Here is a 15,559-nt window from a genome sequence, read left to right on the forward strand (position 1 = left end):
GGGCTTACTAACTCGCCCTCACGATTCATAGACTTGACTACGATGGGCAATTACTACAACAAATACCTGCACCACTTCATTCTCGATCGAGTAAATGACTCTGTAGTCACCGATTCGGTAGCGATAGTACCCTGCATAATCTCCTTTGAGGGCTTTAATATTAGGGTGCGATCGGGGAGTTTGTTCTAACTGCTCCAAACATCGGGCAATTTTATTCGCTAGGGCTTTGTCAGCATTGACATAAACCTTTTGAGCATCAGGATGGAGAAGAACTTCATACATCAGATCGAAGACTTCTCCAGTTTGTATAATCAGTTTTAAGAGTTGCTTCATTTTGCTTAACTCGCTCTAGCAATCCAGAAATTGCCAAAAGTTCTTGAGTTGCAGCTTCGCTTTCAGCATTGGCTAAATAAGCTGCAAAATCAGCAAGCACCTGTAATCGTTCTGGTGATAGTTGCTGGAGTAAGTCGTTAAGCTGGCGGTGTAACTCTGTCACAGATATCAAATCTGCTGAGGAGCGATCGTTCATTTGGGAATTATCCGTGCTTTTTTCCTCATTTTACCGCATAGGTTTTTTGTTTGTCAATCTCCAGTTGCGATCGCACTAACGAAACATAATGAAGTCACAAACTAAAGCTGCAACCAAAAACTTTGGCTAACGCTTTATCATCGTTTTTAATCTGATGCAGCACCATGTATCAGTAAACATCTTCGTTGTTGTTCATTCACAATCAAAAATGTGAAGCCCCAAATTATGAAGTCCCATAACTCATCGTCTACACCGAAGGCTGGATTGTACTGAAAAAATCGAGAATTTTCATAATCAATACACGCATTGACATTACGCCAAAATCCTATGGTCAGGTTCTGTTTTTTGTGCTTGTCCACATTCTTGAACCCGTCTGACGGATTTATGCGAGCAATAAAGGTATTGACTCTGGTAGTCAACCATGTGAGACCGTGATGGCACTCGCACATAGTTGCAAGATGAGGGTGTGTTCTTGGATAAGCTAGTTGCATTAAACTCTGCAATTCCGAACCAGGTATTACTTCCTGAAGATTCTCTCGAATAGCTAATTCATCCAATGTTTGCGATTCTAATTCATTATCCTCAAGCTGTATTCCTTTAGCGCTAAACCGGACGACATAGTTGCAACCATCTAAGCAACAACTCATAGCTTCCATGTAGCCGTTCAACTTAGCAATTTCAGGTGTGTTGTGCAATTTCATATAATTAAACTGTTATCGATGTTAAAATTGAATGGGAATACAACACCTAAAACAAAGACCGCTCAAGATGAGAACTCTAACTTATAATTGTATCGAAGATGCGGTACAAGACGCAATATGAGCAGAAATAATGCAATTAATACACGCGATATCATGCTACACTAAAGCTAGGTAAATGACTGTTGATACTGATGACTATTTTTTAGACATCCGGTATGAGTGGCAGACGGCGAATCCGAATACGGCTTGGCTCGATCGAAATGGCAGAGCCTTGTTCTAGATCCTCCTCGCACTGAGCAATTACCATCAGCAGTAAATCCATTAATGCTTGGGCGCGTAACCTTTCAATCCGAACGCGAATAACTGAGGGAGAAACTGCTTCATCAAGTGCTAGTAATGTATGAAAATCTGCATCGAGGGTAACAACTACACGTTCCTCTTCTCTGGCTTTCTGGATGATTTCGGCATCTTCGGCTTGAGACATACCAATTTCACCAACATGGATGGTGTCGATACTTGCATCACGTAATAATGCTGCCGCAGAAAGTGGTAATCCCTGGTCAAGCAACAGCTTCATAACGATTAGGTAGTTCAATGATCCGATCGTCAAGATAAGAGGATACAAAAATTAGAGCTTGTCGGATATCTTCATCCTCTAATTCTGGAAACTCTTGATGTAGTTCTGCTCGATCGGGATAAGTTGCTAGCAGCTCGATTACCCGACGAACAGTCAGCCGAAGCTCGCGAATACATGGTTGCCCATTCATTCGCTTGGGATTGCTTGTAATACGATCTATTTTCATTGCTCCTAATCTCAACTCTTACTTATTATTTTATATCTCATCTTGCCAGTTCGGAAACTTAGACTGATAAATTCTCGCTTGCCTTGGGTGAAATCGCAAATCAAAATCAAGTGCGGTACAAGACATGATATAATCTAAAATACTGCAAATTGCTAGTGAATGTCAAAAGCTAAGTAGATAATTTTATATACTCATGACTATTTTTACTCTACGATCGATCAAAAAAGACTTCGGCATCAAGGAACTCTTGACAAATGCCAGCTTCAGCCTGGATGAAGGCGATAAAGTCGGACTCATCGGTACCAACGGTTCCGGGAAATCAACGCTGCTGAAGATGATTGCGGGCTTGGAGTCGATCGACTCTGGCGATCGCTGGGTCAATCCAGGCTCTACAATTGTCTATCTGCCGCAACAGCCGGATTTAGACGAAAGTCACACGGTTTTAGAGCAAGTATTTGCCGACAGCGGCGAACAAATGGCTTTGGTGCGGGAATATGAAGAAATTTCGGATGAATTGTCCCACGGTAAAGGCGATACCGACAAGTTGATGGCGCGTCTGTCTACTGTCTCGGCGCGCATTGATGAGGTGGGCGCGTGGGATTTGGAAACTAAGGCTAAATTGATTTTGACGAAGCTGGGGATTGAGGATTTTCATGCCAAAATTGGCGACTTGTCCGGTGGCTACCGCAAGCGAATTGCCTTAGCAACGGCGCTGTTGTCTGAACCTGATGTGTTGTTGATGGATGAACCGACAAACCACTTGGATGCGCTGTCTGTGGAGTGGTTGCAGAACTATTTGAACGGCTATCGCGGTGCTTTGTTGCTGATTACGCACGATCGCTATTTTCTCGATCGCGTTACCAATCGCATCCTAGAGATCGATCGCGCCGACCTATACAATTATGCTGGCAATTACGCTTATTACTTGGAGAAAAAAGCCCTAGCGGAAGAATCCGCCGCCAGCACTCAGCGCAAATTTTCGGGAGTATTGCGGCGTGAGTTGGAATGGCTCAAGAAGGGGCCGAAAGCGCGCAGTACGAAGCAAAAAGCTCGGATCGATCGCATTAAAGATATGCGCGCAGAAGAATTTAAAACAGCCAATGGTAAAGTCGAGATTGCTACAGCCGGCCGCCGAATTGGCAAGAAAGTCATTGAGTTGTTGAATATTCGTAAAGCCTATGGCGATCGCACTTTAATTAAAGATTTTACCTACAATTTCACTCCCGAAGACCGGATTGGCATTATTGGCTGCAACGGCGCCGGCAAATCCACGCTGATGGATATCATTACCGGACGAATTCAGCCGGATTCCGGTACTGTGGAAATTGGCACAACCATTCATATCGGTTATTTCGACCAGCATTCAGAGGATTTGACACCGAATGAAGACCAGCGGGTGATTGAATATCTCAAAAGTGTGGCGGAATTGGTGCAAACGGCGGATGGGGAAATCATTACCGCTTCTCAAATGCTGGAAAAGTTTCTGTTTCCGCCCAACCAACAGTATGCACCCATTAACAAGCTTTCGGGCGGCGAAAAGCGCAGGTTATTTTTGCTGAAAGTGCTGATGAGTGCGCCCAACGTGCTGATTCTCGACGAACCCACAAACGACCTAGACGTGCAGACTCTGGCGGTTTTAGAGGATTATCTCGAAGACTTTAACGGCTGCGTAATTGTAGTATCGCACGATCGCTATTTTCTCGATCGGACGATCGACATGGTGTTCGCCTTGGAACCTGGCGGCAATTTGCGTTTATATCCCGGCAATTACTCAGTGTATTTAGATTACAAGAAAGCCGAAGAAGCCAAAGAACTCAAAGGACAAAAAGACAAAGAAAAACTTACACGCACCGCTGAATCCAACAATTCATCAGCCAAAGTTGCTCCTCAAAAATCAACTAAAGTTTCCTTCAATGATAAGCGGGAATACGAGCAATTAGAGACTAAAATTCCGAAGCTGGAAGCAGAGAAAGCAGAGATTGAGAAGATTTTGTCCAACAATGCTCCGAGCGGCTTTGCGGAGGTGAAGAAGTTATCCGATCGTTTGGCTAAATTGACTCACGAAATTGATACTGCGACTGAGCGGTGGTTGGACTTAGCCGAACGGCTGGGGTAATTTTGGTTGTCCGAGTGTTGTGTTTGGCTCCTGTTAACAATGACAGGAGCTAGAGGAATTATAAGTAAAAAAATCCCATGCTGAAACGAATATATATTGACAATTTTCGCTGTCTGGTAAACTTTGAACTTGACTTTGATGCAATTAATCTATTTCTAGGTGCTAACGGTTCAGGTAAATCGACTGTTTTTGAAGTATTGCAAAAAATTCAAGCATTTATCAGCGGCGACAGTAAGGTAGAAGGAATTTTCAAACCTGCGGACTTCACCCGCTGGCAAACCTTACAAATTCAGCGTTTCGAGCTAGAAATTCTCGGTAATGACGGCTGCTACACATATCAATTACAAATCGATGAGTATGGAGATAAATGTCGTGTTAGGTACGAGAGTCTGCTCTTTGATAACCGACTTTTACTACAATTTGAATTCGGCGAAGTTCAACTCTATCGAGATGATTATTCGCCAGGCCCGAAATACCAGTTTGACTGGTCGCAATCTATTCTGCCTTCATTAATGCCAAGAAACGACAACACGAAGTTAACTTGGTTTAGAGAACGGATGGCGCGATTTATCATCGTGCAAGTTGTTCCCAGCTTGATGGTTGATGAAAGCAAGCAAGAACAAATGCGTTTGACTCCAAAAATGGAAAATTTTGTTTCTTGGTATCGCTACTTATCTGAAGATCAAGGTAAGGTTGCGGAAATAGGAAATATTTTAAAAGATGTTTTGAATGGATTCAACAATTTTAAATTTGAGCGAGTCAGCGAAGAAAATGTGTTGTTAAAACTGCGGTTTTCAGGAGAAACAGACAATATCAAACCAATTGAATATCGCTTGGGAGAATTGTCGGATGGACAAAAAACCCTAGTTGCTTTATATACCCTGATTCACGGTACAAAATCTGAAGACTATACTTTGTGGATTGATGAACCGGAAAACTTTTTAGCATTACCAGAAATTCAACCTTGGCTGATTGAACTTTATGACCTTTGTAACGAGGGAAAACTTCAAGCTTTACTAATTTCTCACCATCCTGAGTTAATTAACTATCTGTTAGCTTCACCGATTGGCTATTGGTTTGAGCGTCAAAGCAATGCTGCGGTTCGAGTTAAACGAATTAGTAGTGAAGTAGCTGATAATTCTGGATTGCCAGTTTCTGAATTGATTGCACGGGGATGGTTGAATGAGTCAGCGTAGAGTTCAGATTGTCATTCTCTGCGAGGACAGACAGCAGGAGGTTTTTGCCCGTCATTTCCTGAAAAAGCGAGGTTTCACAGGTCTATTTCGGACTAAGATTTGTCCGCCCGGTAGCCAATCTGGAGAACAGTATGTACGCAGTCAGTATCCGGTGGAAGTGAAAGCTTATCGCCAGAATAAAAACCGGGTATCGATCGCATTAGTGGTATTAATTGATGCAGATACGGGTACGCCACAAGACAGACTAAATCAGTTAGCTAGTATACTCGATCAAGATGCTCAGGAAAGAGGGAATCCCATGAGGCGATCGCAATTTTCGTCCCCAAGCGCAATATTGAGACTTGGATACACTATTTGCAGGGAGAAACTGTGAATGAGGAGGATGCTTACGCAAAATATGAGAAAAATGAGGCTATTTGCAAAACCTATGTTGAGAATTTAGCCGATCGATGTTATTCTCAAAGCTTACCAGAAGATGCACCGCCATCGCTTCAGGCAGCTTGTGGGGAATTACAGCGGGTGTTATCACTGTTGGATCAATGAGTTAATCAATCATAAAATCTAAAATCTAAAATCGATTGACTGCTGTCGCTGTCATCATCCCCCAAAACCAATCGATTTTGTATCGTTCAATTTCAACTTCTTGCAATCCCTCACTTTGCATCATCGCTTGACATTCCGCGACTCCATAGGTACGCAAATGAGCGCGGTTAAAACATCGCAGGAAAAAGTCACAAACCTTGCAAGTTAGATAATCATAACACCAATCTGTAATCACTAGACGACCATTAGGTTTGAGAACCCGTTTTGCTTCTTGGAGTGCTTGGAATGGATCTCGAAAAAAATGAAATGCACTGGTTGAAACTACTAGATCAAAATAGTTGCTGGGAAATGGCAGGTTGTCAGCACTACCTAGTTTTAACTCCACAAATTCAGGTAGTTTCTGTTTGGCAATTTCGAGCATTTCGGCACAGGCGTCAATTCCGATAACTTCTGATTCTGGAGACACCTGTAACAGACGCTGGATTAAAACCCCGGTTCCACAACCAAGGTCTAAAATACGTTCTCCTTGGTTAATTTCTAGACGGTTGAGTGTTTCCCCAATTGTGGCATTGACATAAAATGACCAACGACTATCATATCGCTTGGCGAGGCGAGAATATTCTGTTTGAACTGGATCTGAGTACATGATTTTTAATTAGAAGGAAGACATAATAAGCTGTTCCGCATCTAAGTTAGGTTTTTTGTGCGGGCGAGACGCCCACCCCACAATAATTTTATCAAAATCTAAGTGAATTTTTCGGGCGAGACGCCCACTCCACAATAATTTTATCAAACTTAACTGTGAAATTTAGATGCACCTCAGCTTATTAGATGAAAGCTCGGAACTGTCTTATTTTATTTTGGATTTTACAGCCCGAGATTCTAATGTAAATCCGGGAATATCTGCTAATTCTGTTTCACTCAAACTGTACTGTTCGCAAACCAAACTCAGGCGAGTCCCAGGACTTGTAACTGCATTCACAGAATGGGTTAAGTCTCCTTGGAAATACACCAGCGTATTTGCTTCTGGCTTAATTTGCCCGACTTGTTTTTTGTGACAGCGCAACACCAACTCTCCGCCTTCGAGATTTATTGGTACTTGCACATACAATACGCTGACTGTCGCGGGCGGTTCAACTGTTTTGCAATACGATCGCAAAGATCGATATGCGGATCGACGCGAGAACCTTCTTTCAGCAGTAGAGGGTTGAGGTAAAAAGCATTACAAGCTGACTGTAGGGCTTGGTCTAGATAGGGTTTGAAGCAGGGGAATTTCTGTTCGACTTGTGCAATCTCTGAACGCTGGAATACCAGTGAAAACCCTTTTGTACCGATGAAGTCGCGGTTGAGATTATTGATGGCAAAATAAGGAGATGCGAGAATTGCTCCGCGCAAATCGTTGAGATAAGTAGTGGAGAAAGCGTTAAGATGTTTGCTATAGTATTTCAAGGAATTCAAAGGTAATGTTGACGATTTCTTTGTAACTTTTTTAAATGGCAAAAATAAATACTATTTAACTGCCATCCTAAATGTTTGGCAATATCTCATACATTAATATATAGCCTTTCTCAAAAAAGTGAGGTATGCCCGCGAGTCCTATGCTCTATGCCCTATGCCCTATGCCCATTAGTACCTCATCTTTCTGAGAAAGGCTATAACCTTCTTTTTTTATAGATGTAACTGTATTTTTTCACCAGGTAATTCTATTTGTCCCTTATATTGTATTTCAATAGTCATTGGTGTCAATTCTTGAATTCTCCAATTCTCCAATTCTTCAATCGATTAGCCGTAAAGTCAAGTTGTGTGTCTAGAGCCGGGGAAAGCCCTGAATGGGCATTGACAAAAAAACTAAAATGTGTATGAGACTAAGGCTGAGTAAAAGTGGCAGCAGAAATTAGCAGGCAAAAAGGCGGAAAACAGCTTGCTTCAGAAGTAGAGACCGGGCAATAAGTTTGCCAAAGACTAAAAATTTTGTTATGAGTTGAGCTACAATTAACCTGTTCTAAGCCAAGAATTGGTCAACATCACAAGTATCCTGTAGAAATCTGAAGTTGAGAATCTCAGAGTTGTCGAGGAGCGGGAGCCAACAAAAAACTATGCCTCAAAAAGTAATCGCCAAACAGATGTCCTTGGAATCAGCGTCCGATCCGATCGCCGTGGTGGCGACCGTCGAAACAGTGCCATCCGAAACAGTGGCAGTAGAGTCCTACGCCGATCGGTTGATGGACGAACTGTTTGAAGGAGTCGATCGAGCATTCGACGGCAGCGAGGGACTGCCAGCCGAGCAGATGCCACCAGCAGAATTCGTGGCGCTAAAATCCATCTCGGTACCTCAAATAGTTTTGTCGCAGTTGGCGCCAGAACCTCCGCGAGGCGGGGAACAAGAGGTAGCAGCGATCGCCCGCCAAGTCGCCCTAGAAACAACCAAAAAACAGTCCAAACAATCATTTGACCGAATCCTGCTAGGAGCAGCCTGTGGGTCGCTGCTTCTAGTCATGGGATTGTGGCTGGCAAGCAGGTCGGGACTGGTGCGCTTGCCCGCAGCCCCGACCCCGCAGACGCCGGCAGCAAGTGGCAAAATTGCACCAGACACCCAGTTTGTCGAATACGTGCAGCGATCGCTAGTAGCGATCGAACAAAAAAAAGCTCCTCAGGCTAACTCGCAACTTGCCACAGTTCCGGGAGCCGCAACCCCAGGAACACTCCCGAGCATTTCAATTTCCGGCGCGCCACCGGCAACCGCAGGTCTTTCGACAGCAGTCAACCGCATCGCGAATGCCCTAGAACAAGCCGCCGCCGCGCCGGGAGCACCTGCACCCCAAGTCGTAGTCATCCCTCCCCCCGCTCAGGTGACTGTGGCTCCGGCGGCTCCGACTCAGGTGAATGTGGCGGTTCCGGCAGCTTCTCAAACCGCAGCAGGTTCGCCTTCACCGTCAGCCTCTGCCTCCGGTCGCGCGATCGCCACCGCTGGCAATCGCAGTCCCCTCGCGGCTGCTGCTTCCCCCTCGGAGTCTGTGCAGCCAAAGATTTTGGCTCGCGAAACTGAATCAGCACCAGCGCCAGCAGCAGGGCAATCCGCGCCAGCGCCCCAGCAATCGGCAGCGGCTGTTACCGGCGCGCCGACTTCCGCCCAGACGCTAGTGGGGATTTTGGAATTGGGCGATCGATCGGCTGCTTTGTTTGAAGTAGACGGTGTAGCCCGCAGAATTTATGTCGGTGAAAGCATCGGCGCTAGCGGTTGGACTCTGGCAGAAATCAAAAATCAAGAAGCAGTTATCCGCAAGGGTGGAGATGTGCGATCGGTTTTTGTCGGACAAAAGTTCTAATCCGTTAGTTGACAGTTGACAGTTGTCAGTTGTCAGTTGTCAGTTGTCATATCAATTCCGGTAGCATCGTCCTGTATTCAGCTCTCTATTCTCGGACTCTGTGTCAATAGTGTTCTAGAAAGGTTAAATCACCTGACCATGCAACCGGAAACGATATCAGTTATCAGTTGTCAGTTGCGGTGCCTTGAGCGAAGTCGAAGGGTCAGTTGTTAGTACCTAATAAATCGATCGCTGGGGAATCTCAACTGCTAAAAACGAATAACAAATAACCAATAACAAATAACCAATAACACAGAATTTTCATAAAAAATGAGCATATTTGATGATGTCAGCCGCTTTCTAGAAACCCGATTAGAAGAATTTTTGCGTAGCAACCCCCACCTGGAATTGCAGGCAATAGAAGAACAACTCAAGGAACAAGAAGAAGACACCCTGCGACTGATTCTAGAGATTCAGAAACAAGAGAAAACACTGCAAGCAGAAATTCTGTCCGCCGCCCAAGAAATTCAGCGCTGGAACGATCGCGCCAACAAAGCCAAAGCAGCTCAAAGGCTGGATCTCGCTCAAGCCGCCCAAGAGCGACAAGCAGCTTTGCTGCGTCAGGGAAATCAGCGCTGGGGACAAATGCAAGGCTGCAAAGAACGGATAGAAAAAGCCAAAGAATTGTACCGCCAAATTCAATTGCGCCGAAAAGAAGTCCGGGCCAAAGCCGCAGAAGCGAAAACTAAAACTACCGCTAAAGCAGATAAAACTGAGCAGAATTGGGATACAAAGGGTTGGAATCAGAGTTCTAATTATAACAGTTTTAAGGCGGCAGACCCTCTAGAACAAAAGTTTCAAAACTGGGAAGCTGAGGAAGAACTCGATCGCATGAAACGCAATATGGGTCGATAAGCTGCTGGGCGAGCGAGAGATAGCGTGCTATGTTCCAGAGGAGAATTTGAGGAGTGGGGAACAGTTCCGGGAAATATACAATTTAAATCCGCAACAGCCGATCGAGAGTATCCCTGTTGAACAATAATTTTTGTTAATTCTGTACCCATATATTCGTAAATATGCAATAAATCTCCAATCTCCAATCTCCAATCTCCAACGGCAGGACAGGGATTTTGGCAAATCCAGCCTATCGCTCATAACATAGGAGGAAGAGTCGCCTTCATGGCATCATAGAAACTTGTCCCTCATATCATTGAAATCGATGACAGCTCAAAAATCCCCAGTTTCCCCCGTCACCTGGATTGAAGACCGAGTGCTGCTAATTGAGCAAAACCGACTGCCCAAAGAATACGCTACAGTCGAAATTACCAACTCTCAAGATATGGCTGAGGCGATTAAAACTATGATCGTGCGAGGTGCTCCGGCGATTGGGGTAGCAGCAGCTTACGGGATGTATTTGGGTGCGAGGGAAATCGAAACGGGCGATCGCACCGAATTTCTGGCTAAACTAGAACAAGTTGGTGAATTATTGCGATCGACTCGTCCCACAGCAGTTAATTTGTTTTGGGCAATATCCCGAATGCTCAAAACAGCAAATCAAACTAGCGGTTCCGTCGAACAAGTACAAAAAACTTTGTTAGAAATGGCTAAAACCATTCAAGCAGAAGACGTACAAACTTGTAAAGATATCGGCGACAAAGGTTTAGAAGTTCTACCAGCAACACCAGAAAAATTGAACTTACTAACTCACTGCAATGCCGGTGCGTTAGCCACAGCCGGCTACGGTACAGCCTTAGGCGTATTTCGTTCTGCTTGGCGAGAAGGCCGACTCGGCAGAGTTTTTGCTGACGAAACTCGCCCCCGTCTCCAAGGCGCCAAACTCACCACTTGGGAATGCGTGCAAGAAGGAATTCCCGTCACATTAATCGCCGACAATATGGCCGCCCACTGCATGAAACTCGGCATGATTCACGCCGTAGTTGTCGGTGCAGACAGAATCGCTGCTAACGGCGACGCCGCCAATAAAATTGGCACTTACAGTTTAGCAATTGTTGCCAAAGCTCACAACGTCCCCTTCTTTGTCGCCGCTCCTCTGTCAACAATTGATTTTGAACTTTCCGACGGTAGCCAAATCCCCATTGAAGAACGCGATTCAGTTGAAATGTATCAAGTTGGAACTACCCGAATTTGTCCTGAAGGAGTAGAATTTTACAATCCAGCTTTTGATGTAACTCCGGCTGCATTAATCTCGGGAATTATCACAGAATACGGCACGGTTGCTCCGGGAGATTTGAAACAGTTTCAAGCAAAACAATTAGTTTAATTGTATGTTACTCCACCGCTCAGTTCATGATTAATTTTTGCGAATAATACTGCTTTGGCTAATTAGGTCGAGCGATGAATTTGACGTGAAATATGTAGCCAAAGCCGCAGATATGTAAAGACACGGCCGTGCGGTGTCCTACCGCCATTCAAGTTTTAAGCAATGGTAAAAACATGATTTATAGCTCTCGTAACCAGCAGATAAAAATTGCGATCGCAACTCTAATTCTACCAGTTTTGTTTCCTACAGTGGCTCATGCTCAGTTGTCGCCAACCCTTAAAACTCAGGAATCAGCAGCCAAACAATATGTGGTAGAAATGAATAAAGCTCAGCAAGACTACTATCGCAATAATACGGGTTTTACAAGTTCTGTTTCTAATCTAGCTCTCGGCATTAAAGCTGACACAGCTAATTACAAATATTCAATTGATACAGTAAACAAAGCTGTATTTAATTATGCAGTGTCGAATCAATCTAATCTCAAAAGTTTTGTGGGTGGAGTCTTTTTGGCAGGAAATAAGACCCAAACAATCTTGTGTCTAAATGTTGCTTCTGGCAAGATTAAACCAGCTAAGCCAACAATGGATACTAAAGGGGTTGTAGCCTGCGGTGCTAATACAGCAAAAGTTGCTCAATAAATTATCTCTAATTGATGTGTAATTTAGCAGATAATTGGATAGTAAGTGCAGATATAGCTAAGGAGTTGCTGTCACGAGGAGCTACCTTGCTCGATGCTCGCCAACCTATTTTAAAGTGGTTTTGCCGTCTCCCGCCAGCTATTCCCGTAACTTGGCAGGAATTTTCGCGATCGCACTTTCCGCACAAAGGCAAAATTCTCGAAGATGACACAATCTTAACAGAAAAACTGCAAGCACTGGGAATTTGTCAAGACAAACCTGTAATCGCGATCGCCAATTCCGTGAAAGGATGGGGCGAAGACGGGCGAATTGTGTGGATGCTGCGAACTTTGGGACACGAAAAAGCTGTTTTTGTAGATGGAGGATATCGAGCTTTAGTCAAAGCTGGAATTTGTCAAGTAAAAGGTGCAAATCATTCACCGCCACCCGGAGATTTTATCGTATCTCGCCGCTCGACTTGGGAAATCAATCGGGATGATTTAAAAGCTATTTTAGGCAATGATAATTTAGCAGTTATTGATGCCCGAGAGCCGCGAGAATATGCAGGTAAAACACCTTACGGAGAAACGCGGGGCGGCCACATTCCCGGGGCAATTCACCTTTATTACAAACAGTTGATGGACAAGCAGGGACAACTCCTCTCTCGCGGGGAAATTGTCGAAATCTTGCAGCAGAAAGGTGTTTCGCTGTCAACTAAAATTGTGAGTTATTGTAGTGGCGGAATTAGGTCTGCGTGGTTGACTTCGGTCTTGACAAGTTTCGGCTTTGATGCTAAGAATTATGCAGGTTCAATGTGGGAATGGTCGGCTTCGCCTGCTGATAGCTATCAGTTAGAAAAAAGTCGTAGGTTGCCTCAGCTTAGAGCTTGTCAATTAGAGATATAGCGGTTCTCAGAATGATGAGGTACGTTGTTGGGCTTCAGCCCTCTTAGTTTGGTCGTAGGGTGCGTCAGCTCAGAGCTTTTTAATTATATATGAAATAACCATAGCTGACGCACCCTACTAAGCTTTGACAAAACCTGCTAATTCATTAAGAATGCAACCTTGATAAACCGACGGGTTTCAGGTTGAAGCATCTCAACCAACTTGTTCGATATACTGAGCGAGATCGTCGCGCAGGCGGCTCAGTTCGGCTTCGGTGGTGACGCGCAGGCGATCGTCCCTAACCGTAATCAGCACTTTCGCAGCAAAAGGAGTCGCCCAAATATTTGGGTTGCAGAAAACCTCCAAAAATACATCCCCTGCATACCGATATTCCATCGGTTTTTGGGGAGAAGCTTTAGCACCAGCGGTTTTGGCTGCTACGGCTTTCAAGCTGTCCATCAAAGTGGCGATCGCACTTTGCAAATCCCGCGCAGCTTCCGGGGAAAAGCTAAACGAGACAGAACCTTCAACTAAATTCAGTGTCAGCGGAGAAAGAGACATGGGCAATGAAATTTAATATACAATCGTTAATGCTAAAAAATATAGTAACCCAAAAGAAGTACGTTCCAGCTCAATTGGACTGCGAGAATGCTATTAATTGAAACTTCTCTCAACAAGCTTGGCTAAATTAATGAAAATAAATCTAGTTGCAAGCTAGATTCTATAATACTTTTAACCTTTCGTGACTTGATACGCTTTAAACTAGAAGCCAGAAAACTCGATCGCTGATAGAGGAGATTCTATGGTTGCCGATAACCGTTCCGAAGTCCGCAAGGTTTTAATCATTACCTTATTGCTAAACTTGCTAGTGATGGCAATTAAAGCAGGCGTGGGATGGCTGACTGGTTCCTTGAGTTTGCTGGCAGATGCCTTGCACAGCGTCACGGACAGCGCTAATAATATTTTAGGATTGGTAACTAATCATTATGCCAATCCGCAACCCGATCGCGATCATCCCTACGGACACCAGAAATTTGACGCTCTCGGAGCTCTGGGAATTGCAGTTTTTCTGGGAATTGCCTGTTTTGAAATTCTCAGCGGTGCTGTCGAAAGGCTGCTACACGGCGGTAAAGCTGTCAAAATATCCCCAAATGAACTGTGGATTTTGCTGCTGGTACTGGGGATTAATATTTTTGTAACTTTTTACGAGCGCAGAGTTGGCAAACGTCTCGGTAGCGCGATTTTGGTGGCTGACGCCCAGCACACGATGAGCGATGTTTGGGTGACAATTATGGTCATCGGCGGGTTGATTGGTGTTTGGCAAGGTCAGATTTTAAAGATACCTCAATTGCAATCCCTGGATGTGTTTTTGTCTTTTCCAGTTGCTCTTTTGGTATTTCACAGCGGTTGGAAAGTTTTAACGGAAAATTTGCCTTGGTTGGTGGATGAAATGGCGATCGCACCGGAAGTCATCCAAGCAATTGCCATGGATGTGCCCGGAGTTGTTAATTGTCACTCGATCGCCTCTCGCGGGCTGATCGGGCGTCAAGTGTTTATTGATATGCACATGATTGTCAATGCTGTCGATGTAGAAACTGCTCACCGGATCACAGAAGAAGTTGAAGCCCGTTTGGAAGAACGTTTCAGCCCTGTACGCATCTTAATTCACGTTGAGCCGCCTGCTTACCATTCCGACCAAATTAGCTACGAGGCGCAAGAGAGGGAAGAAGGAATCAGCAAGAGGTAAGGATGAAGCAAGAAAGATTTAGGCTGTATTTCCAGTAAAAAGCAGGTTGAGTGATAAAGGAGGAAGGCGATGAAAGGCGATCGCAATTCCTCCAATTTTTTAAATCCTATCAATCTGGTGAGAGCAATCGCACTTCGTTTAGTTGTGGTTTTCCACAGGAAAAAGGGGGTTTTCCACAGAAATATGCAAGTTTTCCACAATAGCTTTAATAATTATCGGGCAAAAGACTATAGGTATAAGTTGCCAGTATTTTGGATTTCTACAGCTATTTTCTCTCGCAAGTCCCAAGGTACCAGAATTTCGACTTGCGCTCCCAAAGCTCCCAACCACCTCAGCGGGTAGTAATCTCTCATTGACATACTCCCCGGCGTAAACGCGCGGGGATTCTTTACGCCTCATCGACTGATGCTACCTTTCATAGTCTTACTCTGTCTCCGCGTACATTTAAGGTGTTTTCATCTCTATCTTGCTCAACACCGCAACTGACGCAAAGCACTGAACGAATAGATAAATCAATCTTCCCCCATTTGAATCCACAATCTGCACAGATTTGGCTAGTCGGTTCCCACCTACTAATTACCTTGAATTCCCTGCCAAATTTCTCCGACTTGCCCTCACAAAGAGTCCTGAATTCTCTCCATCCTTGCAGACTAATTGCACTGGCAAGTTTACGATTCTTGACCATGCCTGACACGTTCAAATCTTCCAAAATAATTACTTGGTTTTCGTTGACTATTTTGGTTGACAATTTGTGTAGGAAGTCTTGGCGGGTGTCGGCAATTCGATTGTGTAACTTGGCAATTTTAATGCGAGTTACATTCCTTCTTTTAGAATCTT

The 15,559-nt window shown here is 44.4% G+C and carries 21 protein-coding genes; 10 read left to right on the forward strand and 11 right to left on the reverse strand.

Going from position 1 to position 15,559, the window contains the following annotated elements:
• Positions 1-18 precede the first annotated feature (18 nt).
• From JGK22_RS12560 to JGK22_RS12580, 5 genes are all read right to left on the reverse strand, one after another.
• On the reverse strand, positions 19-282 hold the full coding sequence (locus JGK22_RS12560; protein WP_293312974.1) for a type II toxin-antitoxin system RelE/ParE family toxin: 264 nt from the start codon (positions 280-282) through the stop codon (positions 19-21).
• A complete protein-coding gene (locus tag JGK22_RS12565) occupies positions 275-529 on the reverse strand; it encodes a hypothetical protein (RefSeq protein WP_293183164.1) in 255 nt (84 codons plus the stop codon). Before JGK22_RS12565 ends, JGK22_RS12560 begins: the two co-directional genes overlap by 8 nt.
• A gap of 146 nt (positions 530-675) precedes the next feature.
• Positions 676-1,230: a hypothetical protein gene (locus JGK22_RS12570; protein WP_293183162.1), complete on the reverse strand. Its 555-nt coding sequence runs from the start codon at positions 1,228-1,230 to the stop codon at positions 676-678.
• A 202-nt stretch (positions 1,231-1,432) separates the two neighbouring features.
• Entirely contained in the window at positions 1,433-1,807 is a 375-nt protein-coding gene (locus JGK22_RS12575) for a DUF5615 family PIN-like protein (protein WP_293183160.1), read from the reverse strand.
• Positions 1,791-2,033 carry a DUF433 domain-containing protein gene (locus JGK22_RS12580; protein WP_293183159.1) on the reverse strand — a complete coding sequence of 81 codons (243 nt, stop codon included), beginning with the start codon at positions 2,031-2,033 and terminating at the stop codon, positions 1,791-1,793. The genes JGK22_RS12575 and JGK22_RS12580 overlap by 17 nt, the downstream gene beginning before the upstream one ends.
• A 193-nt stretch (positions 2,034-2,226) precedes the next feature.
• Between JGK22_RS12580 and JGK22_RS12585 the strand changes: the two genes are divergently transcribed.
• The 4 genes from JGK22_RS12585 (at position 2,227) to JGK22_RS12600 (ending at position 5,888) form a co-directional block, all read left to right on the forward strand.
• On the forward strand, positions 2,227-4,149 hold the full coding sequence (locus tag JGK22_RS12585) for an ABC-F family ATP-binding cassette domain-containing protein (protein WP_293183157.1): 1,923 nt from the start codon (positions 2,227-2,229) through the stop codon (positions 4,147-4,149).
• Positions 4,150-4,226: 77 nt separating this feature from the next.
• The gene (locus tag JGK22_RS12590; protein ID WP_293183155.1) at positions 4,227-5,345 is read left to right on the forward strand and encodes an AAA family ATPase; all 1,119 of its coding nucleotides are present in this window, start codon (positions 4,227-4,229) and stop codon (positions 5,343-5,345) included.
• Complete coding sequence (locus tag JGK22_RS12595; RefSeq protein ID WP_293205679.1) at positions 5,332-5,718, forward strand: hypothetical protein; 387 nt, start codon at positions 5,332-5,334, stop codon at positions 5,716-5,718. The genes JGK22_RS12590 and JGK22_RS12595 overlap by 14 nt, the downstream gene beginning before the upstream one ends.
• Positions 5,715-5,888, forward strand: coding sequence for a hypothetical protein (locus JGK22_RS12600; RefSeq protein ID WP_293205677.1), 174 nt, complete (start codon positions 5,715-5,717; stop codon positions 5,886-5,888). The genes JGK22_RS12595 and JGK22_RS12600 overlap by 4 nt, the downstream gene beginning before the upstream one ends.
• 25 nt (positions 5,889-5,913) lie before the next feature.
• Here the strand turns inward: JGK22_RS12600 and JGK22_RS12605 are convergent, their stop codons facing one another.
• The 3 genes from JGK22_RS12605 to JGK22_RS12615 form a co-directional block, all read right to left on the reverse strand.
• Entirely contained in the window at positions 5,914-6,534 is a 621-nt protein-coding gene (locus JGK22_RS12605) for a methyltransferase domain-containing protein (protein ID WP_293192245.1), read from the reverse strand.
• Positions 6,535-6,738: 204 nt separating this feature from the next.
• The gene (locus JGK22_RS12610) at positions 6,739-6,993 is read right to left on the reverse strand and encodes a 2OG-Fe(II) oxygenase (protein ID WP_293192247.1); all 255 of its coding nucleotides are present in this window, start codon (positions 6,991-6,993) and stop codon (positions 6,739-6,741) included.
• Entirely contained in the window at positions 6,978-7,346 is a 369-nt protein-coding gene (locus JGK22_RS12615; RefSeq protein ID WP_293205675.1) for a hypothetical protein, read from the reverse strand. The genes JGK22_RS12610 and JGK22_RS12615 overlap by 16 nt, the downstream gene beginning before the upstream one ends.
• A gap of 638 nt (positions 7,347-7,984) precedes the next feature.
• Here JGK22_RS12615 and JGK22_RS12620 point away from each other — a divergent pair.
• The 5 genes from JGK22_RS12620 to JGK22_RS12640 all read left to right on the forward strand — a co-directional run bounded on the left by JGK22_RS12620 (position 7,985) and on the right by JGK22_RS12640 (position 12,996).
• A complete protein-coding gene (locus JGK22_RS12620) occupies positions 7,985-9,214 on the forward strand; it encodes a hypothetical protein (protein ID WP_293183147.1) in 1,230 nt (409 codons plus the stop codon).
• 309 nt (positions 9,215-9,523) lie between these two features.
• Positions 9,524-10,108: a TIGR04376 family protein gene (locus tag JGK22_RS12625; RefSeq protein WP_293183144.1), complete on the forward strand. Its 585-nt coding sequence runs from the start codon at positions 9,524-9,526 to the stop codon at positions 10,106-10,108.
• A 304-nt stretch (positions 10,109-10,412) separates the two neighbouring features.
• Positions 10,413-11,474: an S-methyl-5-thioribose-1-phosphate isomerase gene (gene mtnA / locus JGK22_RS12630; protein WP_293219055.1), complete on the forward strand. Its 1,062-nt coding sequence runs from the start codon at positions 10,413-10,415 to the stop codon at positions 11,472-11,474.
• A gap of 128 nt (positions 11,475-11,602) precedes the next feature.
• On the forward strand, positions 11,603-12,112 hold the full coding sequence (locus JGK22_RS12635; protein WP_293312976.1) for a type IV pilin-like G/H family protein: 510 nt from the start codon (positions 11,603-11,605) through the stop codon (positions 12,110-12,112).
• A 14-nt stretch (positions 12,113-12,126) separates the two neighbouring features.
• The gene (locus JGK22_RS12640; RefSeq protein ID WP_293312978.1) at positions 12,127-12,996 is read left to right on the forward strand and encodes a rhodanese-like domain-containing protein; all 870 of its coding nucleotides are present in this window, start codon (positions 12,127-12,129) and stop codon (positions 12,994-12,996) included.
• A gap of 192 nt (positions 12,997-13,188) precedes the next feature.
• Here JGK22_RS12640 and JGK22_RS12645 read toward each other — a convergent pair whose 3' ends face one another.
• Positions 13,189-13,536 carry a hypothetical protein gene (locus JGK22_RS12645; RefSeq protein WP_293183136.1) on the reverse strand — a complete coding sequence of 116 codons (348 nt, stop codon included), beginning with the start codon at positions 13,534-13,536 and terminating at the stop codon, positions 13,189-13,191.
• A gap of 241 nt (positions 13,537-13,777) precedes the next feature.
• Between JGK22_RS12645 and JGK22_RS12650 the strand changes: the two genes are divergently transcribed.
• Positions 13,778-14,722 carry a cation diffusion facilitator family transporter gene (locus JGK22_RS12650; RefSeq protein WP_293192255.1) on the forward strand — a complete coding sequence of 315 codons (945 nt, stop codon included), beginning with the start codon at positions 13,778-13,780 and terminating at the stop codon, positions 14,720-14,722.
• Between the two features lie 227 nt (positions 14,723-14,949).
• On the opposite strand, the gene JGK22_RS12655 is transcribed toward JGK22_RS12650, so the two are convergent.
• Together JGK22_RS12655 and JGK22_RS12660 are read right to left on the reverse strand one after the other, a co-directional pair.
• Complete coding sequence (locus JGK22_RS12655; protein ID WP_293192257.1) at positions 14,950-15,075, reverse strand: hypothetical protein; 126 nt, start codon at positions 15,073-15,075, stop codon at positions 14,950-14,952.
• 62 nt (positions 15,076-15,137) lie between these two features.
• Positions 15,138-15,559, reverse strand: a 422-nt coding sequence (locus tag JGK22_RS12660) for a transposase (protein ID WP_293312980.1), incomplete at its 5' end; no start/stop codon positions are given.

The sequence above is a fragment of the Microcoleus sp. PH2017_08_TRC_O_A genome (assembly GCF_020738665.1).
Lineage (GTDB): Bacteria > Cyanobacteriota > Cyanobacteriia > Cyanobacteriales > Microcoleaceae > Microcoleus.

Coding starts and splice junctions, on each gene's coding strand:
- JGK22_RS12620 (WP_293183147.1), top strand. CDS start 7,985: ATGCCTCAAAAAGTAATCGCCAAACAGATGTCCTTGGAATCAGCGTCC.
- JGK22_RS12640 (WP_293312978.1), top strand. CDS start 12,127: ATGTGTAATTTAGCAGATAATTGGATAGTAAGTGCAGATATAGCTAAG.
- JGK22_RS12560 (WP_293312974.1), bottom strand. CDS start 282: ATGTATGAAGTTCTTCTCCATCCTGATGCTCAAAAGGTTTATGTCAAT.
- JGK22_RS12595 (WP_293205679.1), top strand. CDS start 5,332: ATGAGTCAGCGTAGAGTTCAGATTGTCATTCTCTGCGAGGACAGACAG.
- JGK22_RS12625 (WP_293183144.1), top strand. CDS start 9,524: ATGAGCATATTTGATGATGTCAGCCGCTTTCTAGAAACCCGATTAGAA.
- JGK22_RS12585 (WP_293183157.1), top strand. CDS start 2,227: ATGACTATTTTTACTCTACGATCGATCAAAAAAGACTTCGGCATCAAG.
- JGK22_RS12570 (WP_293183162.1), bottom strand. CDS start 1,230: ATGAAATTGCACAACACACCTGAAATTGCTAAGTTGAACGGCTACATG.
- JGK22_RS12645 (WP_293183136.1), bottom strand. CDS start 13,536: ATGTCTCTTTCTCCGCTGACACTGAATTTAGTTGAAGGTTCTGTCTCG.
- JGK22_RS12580 (WP_293183159.1), bottom strand. CDS start 2,033: ATGAAAATAGATCGTATTACAAGCAATCCCAAGCGAATGAATGGGCAA.
- JGK22_RS12590 (WP_293183155.1), top strand. CDS start 4,227: ATGCTGAAACGAATATATATTGACAATTTTCGCTGTCTGGTAAACTTT.
- JGK22_RS12605 (WP_293192245.1), bottom strand. CDS start 6,534: ATGTACTCAGATCCAGTTCAAACAGAATATTCTCGCCTCGCCAAGCGA.
- mtnA (WP_293219055.1), top strand. CDS start 10,413: ATGACAGCTCAAAAATCCCCAGTTTCCCCCGTCACCTGGATTGAAGAC.
- JGK22_RS12565 (WP_293183164.1), bottom strand. CDS start 529: ATGAACGATCGCTCCTCAGCAGATTTGATATCTGTGACAGAGTTACAC.
- JGK22_RS12655 (WP_293192257.1), bottom strand. CDS start 15,075: ATGAGAGATTACTACCCGCTGAGGTGGTTGGGAGCTTTGGGAGCGCAA.
- JGK22_RS12650 (WP_293192255.1), top strand. CDS start 13,778: ATGGTTGCCGATAACCGTTCCGAAGTCCGCAAGGTTTTAATCATTACC.
- JGK22_RS12575 (WP_293183160.1), bottom strand. CDS start 1,807: ATGAAGCTGTTGCTTGACCAGGGATTACCACTTTCTGCGGCAGCATTA.